Below are 6437 nucleotides of genomic sequence, written 5' to 3' on the forward strand. Positions count from 1 at the left end.
GCGAGCAGCCGGCGCCGGCGTTATATCAGGCGCGCAGCGGCTTGAACTCAGGGCTGTCGGCGCATCTGGTCGATCCGCTCGCGGCCTGGCCCGAACTGCTGCGCAATCACAAGCGTGATCATCTGCTGGTGTTTCTGACGCTGGCCGGTACCGTCGCGCTCGCGTGGGTGATCACCGTGTCGTATGTGCGCGAGCGGCGCCACCATCGCGCCACGCGCGATCTTGCCGAGCAACTGCAATCGGCCAACACCCTGCTCTCGGCCGAGGCGCGCCACGATGCACTGACCGGCGCGCTGTCGCGACGCTACTTCCTCGACCTGCTGCGCCACGAGATCGAGCATGCGCATGCAGCCAACGAGCCGCTGTGCATGGCAATCGCCGACCTCGACCACTTCAAGCAGATCAACGACCGCTTCGGCCACGCCGCCGGCGATCGCGCGCTCGAACATTTCGTCGATACCTGCCGCGCCGAACTGCGGGGCTCCGATGCGGTCGGCCGGCTCGGCGGCGAAGAGTTCGGCCTGCTGCTGCCGGCCACGGATCTGGCCGGCGGCCGCGAAGTCGTCGAACGCTTGCGTCTGCGTCTGAAAGCGGTTCCTTCGCCGAGACTGCCAGCATCGGTAGGCTTGAGCGTGAGCATCGGCATCACCGAACTCTCGTCCGACGATCTTCCCGAACGCATCATGAGCCGCGCCGACACGGCGCTTTACGCGGCGAAGACGGGCGGCCGCGACCGCACCGAAGCGCTTCCGCCCGACGACACCGCGCCGCCCGCGCGGACGGTGGCCACCGCCTGGTGACGTCTGGTGATACGTTGTGCCACCAGGCAGCGCGCCGGTCACCGCCGGCAACCCATTCCCGCCTCAATGCCGTCACTGCCCCGGTGAATCAGGCAACTGACGCAAAGCAAGTCCAGGCCTCGGACGTCCTGTAACGAAGCAGGTATCATCAACCCTGACATTGAGGTTGCCGCTACCGCTCTAACGGGAGATTCGCATGAAGGGAAATTTGGTCATCGTCTGTCGCGATCACGATGCTGACGCATTCGACCATCTGCTGGCCGAATACGGCGCGTTCCAGACGCGCTTGTCGTCGACCGCGTGGTATCTGAAACTGAAGGTCGCGCCGGAACTGATTCAGGAAGAGATACTCGCGCGTCTCGGCAAATACACCACGCACTACATCTTCGAAGCCGAAACGGTGACGTGGAATACGGTGGATGGTGATGCGGCGAATGCGTTGAACACGCTGTTTTCAGACTAGCGCAACGGTTCCCGGACGCCGCATTCCGAACATTGCGCTCGGACATCGCATTGCGGCATAGATACAGCGGGGCGAGCGCCTGCCGCCCTTGGCCCGCTCAACTTGACCAGGCGCTTTCCGAGATCGCCTGAACACGCGGCACGGCTTCGAACGGAAAGCTCATCAAGACCCGCAGGCCACGGCCGCCGTGGTTGCCGATCTCCCACTCCCCGCCCGCACGCCGCACCAGACGCTCCACGATCGCGAGCCCTAGCCCGCTATGACCGTTGCCGCCGCGTGCCGGGTCGAGCCGGACGAACGGCCGGCTGGCATTGATCAGGTCCTGCGCGGCGATACCGCTGCCGTTGTCGCTCACCGAAAGCGTGAAACCCTGCGCCGTGCGCGCCGTGGCGACGACGATCGGCGGCGCGCCGTAGGCATGGGCGTTGTCCAACAGGTTCGACAGGATCCGGTCGAGCGTCGCCGCGGGCAGCAGGAAAGCCGCCCCCGCGTTGAGCTCGGTCCGCACGGTGGGCGCGCCGGCCGCGACCGCACGATAACTGCGGACCACGCGCTCGCATTGCGCGTCCACTTCGACCGCTTCGCTGCGATCGGCGCCGTCGTGTGCGAACACCAGAAACTGTTCGACGATATGCGTCATCGAATCGACGTCGCGCACGACGCCGTCGCGCATCTTCACTTCTTCCATCATTTCGGCGCGCAACCGCAAGCGCGCCAGCGGCGTTTTCAGATCATGCGCGACGCCGGCCAGCATCACGGCCCGGTCGTTTTCAGTACGCGCCACTTCCTGAACCATCTGGTTGAAGCCATGCGTCAACTGCCGCAACTCACGCGGACCGCGCTCGGGCACCGGGGGCACCGGCAAGCCACGGCCGAAGCGCGCCACCGCCTGGGCAAGCGAGCGCAACGGCTGCTGCAGCGCCCACGCGGCAAAGAGCGCCGCCATCACCGCGAACGAAAAGATGATCGCGAGCCACAGCACCGTGCGGTCGAGCGAACGCGGCGGGCGCAATGGCTGCACCGGCACCACGATCCAACTGTGATCCGTCGTGGCGCGCACCCAGAGCGTGGGCGGACGGCCAGGGTGCCCGACCCGCACCAGGGTGCCAGGAGGCATGCGATCGCGCACGTCCTCGATGAACCGTTCGAGCGGCGCCGGCAGCGTCGTGACATCCGGCGGCACGTCGGCGCTCGCCGGATCGACCAGCCTGACGCGCGACGGCAAGGGCTGATCCGGCGTACGGGCGACGTGCTGGCGCACCGCGTCGACGAGGAAGGTGGCTTCCTCGACTGCGTAGCGCGCTTGCAGTTGGCTGCGCTCGAGCCGCATCAGCGCGTACCACGCGAAATGCGACAGCAGCAGCACCGCGATGACTAGCAGTGCGAGGCGCCCGAAAAGCGAATCAATGGGCCGGCGCATGCTGTTCGCCATCCGGCACGAACACGTAGCCACGTCCGCGCACCGTTTGAATGAAGCGCGGCGTGGACGGATCGGTTTCGAGAATGCGACGCAAACGCCACACCTGTACGTCGATGCCGCGGTCGGTGCCGTCGTATTCCGGGCCATGCAGCAGTTCGAGCAGGCGCTCGCGGGTGAGCGTGCGCATGGGGTGGTTGACGAAAATCTTCAGGAGCGCGAATTCGCTGCCCGACAGCGTGAGCGGCTTGTCTTCGAGATGCAGCGTGCGCGACTGGAAATCCAGCGTGAAGCGGCCGAAGTTGAACGGCTCGCGCTGCTCCGGCGCCGCCGCCGACGGCAGCGTGCGGCGCCGCCGCAGCACCGCCTGCACGCGCGCCAGCAGCTCGCGCGGGTTGAACGGCTTGCCGAGATAGTCGTCCGCGCCGAGCTCCAGCCCGACGATCCGGTCGACGTCGTCAGCCCGTGCGGTAAGCATGATCACAGGGATATCGTCGCCCGACGCGCGCAGCTTACGCAGCGCGGTCAACCCGTCTACGCCCGGCATCATCAGGTCGAGCACGATCAGATCCGGGCGCTCGCGTTCGAGTCTGCGCTCGAGCGTGCCCGCGTCGTGCAACACCGAGACTTCGATGCCCTGGCGGGCCAGATAGTCGCGCAGGAGATCACGCAGTTCGACGTCGTCGTCGACAACAAGTATTTGAGTAGCCATGGCAGGAAGTTTAACGCGCAGGAGGAAGGGTTTTCGATTTCAGACGGCCCGCAAGGGTTACCGGGTGTTACGGTGAAAGGCGTACGTAATGACCCGTAACAGCCGCATTAACCCACGTAACACAGCGGCGGGCGCAGTTCTCTACGCTGTGACTTACCGAATGCAGGCCGTCCACGTTACCGGTTGCATCGTCGGCTATTCCATTACAGGGAGTCTTACATGTCCACCAAAAAAATGTCGCGCGTTCTCGCCGTTGCCGCCACTGCCCTCGCCATTGGCGCGGGCGCTGCCTATGCCGCACAACCCGCCGATCACGGCGGCCCCGGCGGCTGGCATGGCCATTTCATGAAGGAACTGACCCAACTGCATGACCAGTTGAAGCTGAACGCGGATCAGGAAAAGCAATGGCAAGCCGCGCTCGACACGATGAAGCAGAACCACGAAGCCATGCGTGCCAACCATGAACAGATCAAGAACCAGATGAAGGCCGCACAGCAGCAGCCGATTCTGGATCTGAATGCCATGGCTGCCGCGCACCAGCAAGTCGAACAGAAAGACGCGCAACTGCGTCAGCAAACCTCGGACGCGTGGCTCAAGTTCTATAACGGCTTGAACGACCAGCAGAAGACCACCGTCAGCACCGCGCTGAAGCAGCGTTTTGCGAAGATGGAGGCGCGTCACGAGAAGATGCGCGATCGCTGGGAACATCGCAAGGGCGCGGCGTCGGCGCCGGCTGCGAACCAGTAAGCGGTACGAGGTAGGCGGAAGGCGGCTTGCGCGGCCGCCTTCCGAATGCAAAAACGCTACGGAAAGCCTTCCGTGGCGTTTTTGTTTGCGTGCGGCTTGCACCGCGGGCAGGGGGCGTTGTGCTAATACGTTGCGCTAGTCACTAGCCAATAGCACCTCCGGCACCCGGCATCTCCCAAATAGCACCTGGCACCCACCAACCATCGGCCGATGAATGAACGGCCGGTGATTGGCACTTTGCCGCGCTTATCCGTTGAGCGGACCGAGATCGAACAGCAGCACTTCGGCGTTCTCGCCCTTTTCAAGCGTCACTACATCTGTCTCGCTGAGTCTCGCGGCATCGCCGGCCTGGAGCGCTTCGCCATTCACAGTCAGCGCGCCGCGCGCCACATGCACATACGCCAACCGACCTTTCGGCAACGCGAACGTAGCCTGTTCCGCGCCGTCGATCAGCGCCGCGTAGATCGAGGTATCCGCGTGAATCGTGACGGAACCGTCCCGGCCGTCAGGCGAGGCGATCACGCGCAAACGCCCGCGCTTGTCCGCATCGTCGAAGCGTTTTTCCTCATAGCCGGGCTGGTCGCCCGCGCGTTGCGGGATCACCCAGATCTGCAGCAGGTGCGCCGTCTCGTCCTGCGATGCATTGAACTCGCTGTGCTGCACGCCCGTGCCGGCGCTCATGCGCTGCACGTCGCCAGGGCGGATGGTCGAGCCGTTGCCCATGCTGTCACGGTGCGCGAGCGCGCCTTCGAGTACGTACGTGACGATTTCCATGTCGCGATGGCCGTGCGTGCCAAAACCCTGGCCGCCGGCGATGCGGTCTTCGTTGATCACCCGCAGCGGACCGAAATGCACATGTTGCGGGTCGCGGTAGTCAGCAAACGAAAAGCTGTGATACGAGTCGAGCCAGCCGTGATTGGCGTGGCCGCGTTCGTCGGAACGGCGAATCTCGAACATGGGGGTCTCCCGGAGAGTAAATAGCGATGCCCAGAATGTATGGGCGCGAAGCACGCTAAACAATCGGCAACGGCGCACCGGATCGTTTCATAAATCCGTGCAATTGTGCGCCGATAGAGCGTGCAGCACTGCCAGACCGGCTGCTGACGGCCGCTCGCGCAACACTGGCCATCTGTTTGTCGATCATTAACCCGAAAGAGCGCGAATGGGCGCGCGCCGAGCGCATCCGGACCGCGACCCGGTAACGTCGCGCATCCACAACGCATGCACGGACCACCGGCAGGCAGCGGCGTCCGGCACTGGCGCCCCGCCCCTGTTCGGGTAAAATACCGCCCTTTTCGAGACGCGCGGACGCTCAAGGCACGTCGACGGCCCCGGCAGGTCTAGGTCGCAGTGGGACAGTCACAGGTTTCAGCGCCTCGCCGATTTCCCTCCATAACGTCGAAAAGACGTCGGCGGGACGGAAGCGGACCGAAGCGGACCGAAGCGAAACCCATACGCGGCGCGACAATTTTGACCGCCTAGAATAGCGACGGCCGGTCATAAACGGGCGGTCGTCGAGATCGGCACACCACGACGATCAGTTTGATCCAGGAGAAACATGAAGAAGGCCGCACTGTGCGTGGCGCTCGCCCTCATGGCCACCGGCGCGATGGCGAAAGAATGGAAAACCGTGCGCATCGGGGTGGACGCCAGCTACCCGCCGTTCGAATCGACGGCGGCCAGCGGCCAGGTCGTCGGCTTCGACGTCGATTTGACGAAAGCGCTGTGCGCGAAAATGAACGTCAAGTGTGTGTGGGTCGAGCAGGATCTGGACGGGATCATCCCCGCGTTGAAGGGCAAGAAGTTCGACGCGATCGTGTCGTCGCTGACCGTCACGGACAAGCGCCGCGAGCAGATCGATTTCTCCGACAAGCTGTTCGACGCCCCGGCCCGCATGATCGCCAAGGCCGGCTCGCCGCTCCTGCCTACGGCTGAATCGCTGAAGGGCAAGCATGTCGGCGTCGAGCAGGGCTCGACTCAGGAGGCCTACGCCAAGGCGTATTGGCAGCCCAAAGGCGTGAGCGTGGTGTCCTACCAGAATCAGGATCAGGTGTACGCCGACATCGCGTCGGGGCGTCTCGACGCCGCATTGCAGGACGAATTGCAAGCCGACGCCGGGTTCCTGAAGACGCCGCGCGGTAAAGGCTTCGCCTGGGCCGGTCCGGAAGTGAAAGACCCAAAGACAATCGGTGACGGCACGGCTATCGGCCTGCGCAAGGATGACGTCGAGCTGAAAGCGATGTTCAACCAGGCGTTGGCGCAGGTGCACCAGGACGGTACGTTCAGGAAACTCGAAAA

7 protein-coding genes are annotated in these 6437 nt (G+C 64.2%); 4 read left to right on the forward strand and 3 right to left on the reverse strand.

Annotated elements, in window-relative coordinates:
* Together VFE81_RS01795 and VFE81_RS01800 are read left to right on the forward strand one after the other, a co-directional pair.
* A partial coding sequence (locus VFE81_RS01795) for a GGDEF domain-containing protein (protein WP_325042952.1) occupies positions 1-800 on the forward strand: 800 nt, incomplete at its 5' end.
* 196 nt (positions 801-996) lie between these two features.
* Positions 997-1263 (forward strand): hypothetical protein, encoded by a 267-nt coding sequence (locus VFE81_RS01800; protein ID WP_325042953.1) that lies wholly within the window; start codon positions 997-999, stop codon positions 1261-1263.
* Positions 1264-1360: 97 nt separating this feature from the next.
* Here VFE81_RS01800 and VFE81_RS01805 read toward each other — a convergent pair whose 3' ends face one another.
* Positions 1361-2683, reverse strand: coding sequence for an ATP-binding protein (locus VFE81_RS01805; RefSeq protein WP_325042954.1), 1323 nt, complete (start codon positions 2681-2683; stop codon positions 1361-1363).
* Positions 2667-3392: a response regulator gene (locus tag VFE81_RS01810; RefSeq protein ID WP_054035058.1), complete on the reverse strand. Its 726-nt coding sequence runs from the start codon at positions 3390-3392 to the stop codon at positions 2667-2669. Before VFE81_RS01810 ends, VFE81_RS01805 begins: the two co-directional genes overlap by 17 nt.
* A 219-nt stretch (positions 3393-3611) precedes the next feature.
* Here VFE81_RS01810 and VFE81_RS01815 point away from each other — a divergent pair, with 219 nt between their 5' ends.
* On the forward strand, positions 3612-4139 hold the full coding sequence (locus VFE81_RS01815; protein ID WP_325042955.1) for a periplasmic heavy metal sensor: 528 nt from the start codon (positions 3612-3614) through the stop codon (positions 4137-4139).
* Between the two features lie 246 nt (positions 4140-4385).
* On the opposite strand, the gene VFE81_RS01820 is transcribed toward VFE81_RS01815, so the two are convergent.
* Complete coding sequence (locus VFE81_RS01820; protein WP_325042956.1) at positions 4386-5096, reverse strand: pirin family protein; 711 nt, start codon at positions 5094-5096, stop codon at positions 4386-4388.
* Between the two features lie 601 nt (positions 5097-5697).
* On the opposite strand from VFE81_RS01820, the gene VFE81_RS01825 reads away from it, so the two are divergent.
* Positions 5698-6437: ABC transporter substrate-binding protein (locus VFE81_RS01825; RefSeq protein ID WP_325042957.1), on the forward strand; the 740-nt coding region annotated here is incomplete at its 3' end.

Origin of the sequence: Paraburkholderia sp., from assembly GCF_035656215.1 — a bacterium.
Taxonomy (GTDB): domain Bacteria; phylum Pseudomonadota; class Gammaproteobacteria; order Burkholderiales; family Burkholderiaceae; genus Paraburkholderia.